The following is a 2,391-nucleotide window of genomic DNA, read 5'->3' as shown; positions in this document are numbered from 1 at the left end:
GTAAGCGTCCGCCGAAGTCACCTTGCGTGACTCAGGCGGGCATCCACCGATGCGGCAGCAGTTGATCAATCTCACTGGCACGCTGCGTCGGCAGCCGCGTCAGTACATCTTTGAGATAGGCATACGGATCATGCCCATTCATGCGTGCTGACTGGATCAAGCTCATGATCGCGGCTGCCCGCTTACCGCTGCGTAGTGACCCGGCGAACAACCAGTTCGAGCGTCCAAGTGCCCATGGCCTTATCTGATTTTCGACCGCGTTATTATCGATGGGCACAGCGCCGTCCTCGAGATATCGAGCCAGTGCCGTCCAGCGCCTGAGGCTGTAATCCAGAGCTTTGGCAATAGCCGATCCTTCGGGCACAAGATCGCGCTGGGCCATCATCCAGGTATGTAGTGCGTCGATAATGGGTGCCGCTTTTTCCTGACGTATTCGCCAGCGATCTTCGTCGGTCATTTCCCGCGCTTGCCGTTCGATTTCGTACAAGCTGCCAATTGAGTGCAGCGCCTGTTCGGCCAGTTGGCTTTTGTTCGTCGCGTGCAGATCGAAGAACTTGCGGCGCGCATGGGCCATGCAGCCAATTTCGGTGATGCCTTGCTGGAAGCTTGCCTTGTAGCCGGCGAAATCGTCGCACACCAGCTTGCCATCCCACTGGCCAAGGAAGTTACGTGCATGCTCGCCCGCACGGCTCGGGCTGAAGTCGTAAACGACTGCCCTGACCGCCGAAAACGGCGTAGTGCAGTAGGCCCAGACGTAAGCACGGTGGGTCTTCTTCTGGCCCGGCGCGAGCATTTGCACTGGCGTTTCGTCGGCGTGGATCACGCCTTCGGCAAGTACCGTTTCGCGTAGCACATCGACCAACGGCTGGAGCTGCACGCCGGTCTGGCCGACCCATTGCGCCAGTGTCGAGCGGGCGATAGCCAGGCCAGCGCGGCCAAAGATTTTCTCTTGGCGATACAGCGGCAAATGGTCGGCGAATTTGGCCACCATCACGTGAGCCAGCAGCCCTGCGGTCGGTATACCCTTGTCGATTACCTGGGCCGGAACCGGTGCCTGAGTCAGCGTTTCACACTCGCGGCAGACCCATTTCCCGCGCACATGCTGCTCCACGGTGAACACGCCCGGCGTGTAATCCAGCTTCTCGCTGACGTCCTCGCTGATCCGCTGGAGCTGGCAGCCGCAGGGGCATTGGGTGTTGTCGGGTTCGTGATAAATCACGGTACGCGGAAACTGCGCAGGCAAAGGAACACGCTTGGGCTGCTTGCGTGGCTCGGCCGACGCAGCCGGCGGATTCAACGCCTTCAGCTCGGCGTCAATGGCCGCGATATCGGTGTCGAGCAGATCATCGAGCAGGCTGCCTTGAGCAGGGCTCAATTGCTCACTGCGCTTGGCAAACTTGTTACGTTTGAACCAAGCGATTTCGTGGGTGAGTTGCTCGATGATGGTTTGGTCGCGGTCGTTCTTCTTGCCCATCCTGTCGACTTGCAGCCCGAGAGAATCAACCTGCGACAGCAACTGCGCCGCGAAGGCGCGCAGTTGGTCGGGGGTCATCTGATCGAGATTGGGCGAGGAAGTCATGCCCTGGATTTTACCAAAGCAGGTCGCTTGCGGCAGTAGGCCAAGGCGCTAATTACAGCTTTTTAAAGCAGTGTGATTGCACCGCCAACCCCAACACGCTGCCAAGGTAGGCCGAGCACCAACGCTTGAAGTTGCTCAGCATCCAGCTCTATCTCGTAGCCATTACGAATGCCGGGCCAGTGAAACTTGCCTTGGTTCAACCGGCGAGCAGCCAGCCAGACGCCAATCCCATCATGCACCAGCACTTTCATACGAGTGGCGCGGCGGTTGGCGAACAGATAAGCGCAGTGCGGCTTCGCCGCACCGAACACCGCGATCACCCTGGCCAGCGCAGTTTCAGTGCCGGCACGCATGTCCATGGGGTCGGTGGCGAGCCAGATGGCATCGATGCGAATCATTGAGTGAGCCCACGGACAAAGCGGGCGCAGCCTTCAGGATCGGACGTTGGCCATTTCACTGAGATCGATTGCTCGCCAAATGGCAGCTCAATAACCGCCAACGCTTCCGTTTGCCGTTTGGGCGTAGCTCTCAATGGAATGAAAGCTGGCAACGCCGCTGGCGACTGATCTCGATAAAGCGGTAGCCACTTGCGGATAACGTTGGCGTTGATGCCGTGGCTGATGGCAACGCTGGATAGGGTTGCGCCCGGTTGCAGGCATTCCTGAACAACCTGGGCCTTGAAGGGTTTCGGGTAAGAGCTTCGTTGGCGCATGGAAATCCTGACGTTAAGGGCGATCGCGTCCGCTTAAAAATACGCGGACACCATCGCCCTTAATGCTGGAGTTCGGAAGGTGTGTTGGCTGGACGCTTAC

The 2,391-nt window shown here is 58.9% G+C and carries 3 protein-coding genes; all 3 read right to left on the bottom strand.

Annotation, left to right across the window (positions count from 1 at the left end; all coding sequences use genetic code 11):
* Positions 1 to 31: 31 nt before the first annotated feature.
* The 3 genes from tnpC to tnpA all read right to left on the bottom strand — a co-directional run bounded on the left by tnpC (position 32) and on the right by tnpA (position 2,291).
* The gene (gene tnpC, locus Q7W83_RS29080) at positions 32 to 1,579 is read right to left on the bottom strand and encodes an IS66 family transposase (protein WP_115148494.1); all 1,548 of its coding nucleotides are present in this window, start codon (positions 1,577 to 1,579) and stop codon (positions 32 to 34) included.
* Positions 1,580 to 1,641: 62 nt separating this feature from the next.
* On the bottom strand, positions 1,642 to 1,977 hold the full coding sequence (gene tnpB, locus Q7W83_RS29075) for an IS66 family insertion sequence element accessory protein TnpB (RefSeq protein WP_045062372.1): 336 nt from the start codon (positions 1,975 to 1,977) through the stop codon (positions 1,642 to 1,644).
* Positions 1,974 to 2,291, bottom strand: a complete 318-nt coding sequence (tnpA, locus tag Q7W83_RS29070) for an IS66-like element accessory protein TnpA (protein WP_082069254.1) — start codon at positions 2,289 to 2,291, stop codon at positions 1,974 to 1,976. Before tnpA ends, tnpB begins: the two co-directional genes overlap by 4 nt.
* Positions 2,292 to 2,391: the final 100 nt, after the last annotated feature.

The sequence above is a fragment of the Pseudomonas sp. 300 genome, from assembly GCF_055803035.1.
Note: the sequence above shows the minus strand (reverse complement) of the source record. Positions and strands in the feature narration are given on the sequence as shown.

Coding starts and splice junctions, on each gene's coding strand:
- tnpC (WP_115148494.1), bottom strand. CDS start 1,579: ATGACTTCCTCGCCCAATCTCGATCAGATGACCCCCGACCAACTGCGC.
- tnpB (WP_045062372.1), bottom strand. CDS start 1,977: ATGATTCGCATCGATGCCATCTGGCTCGCCACCGACCCCATGGACATG.
- tnpA (WP_082069254.1), bottom strand. CDS start 2,291: ATGCGCCAACGAAGCTCTTACCCGAAACCCTTCAAGGCCCAGGTTGTT.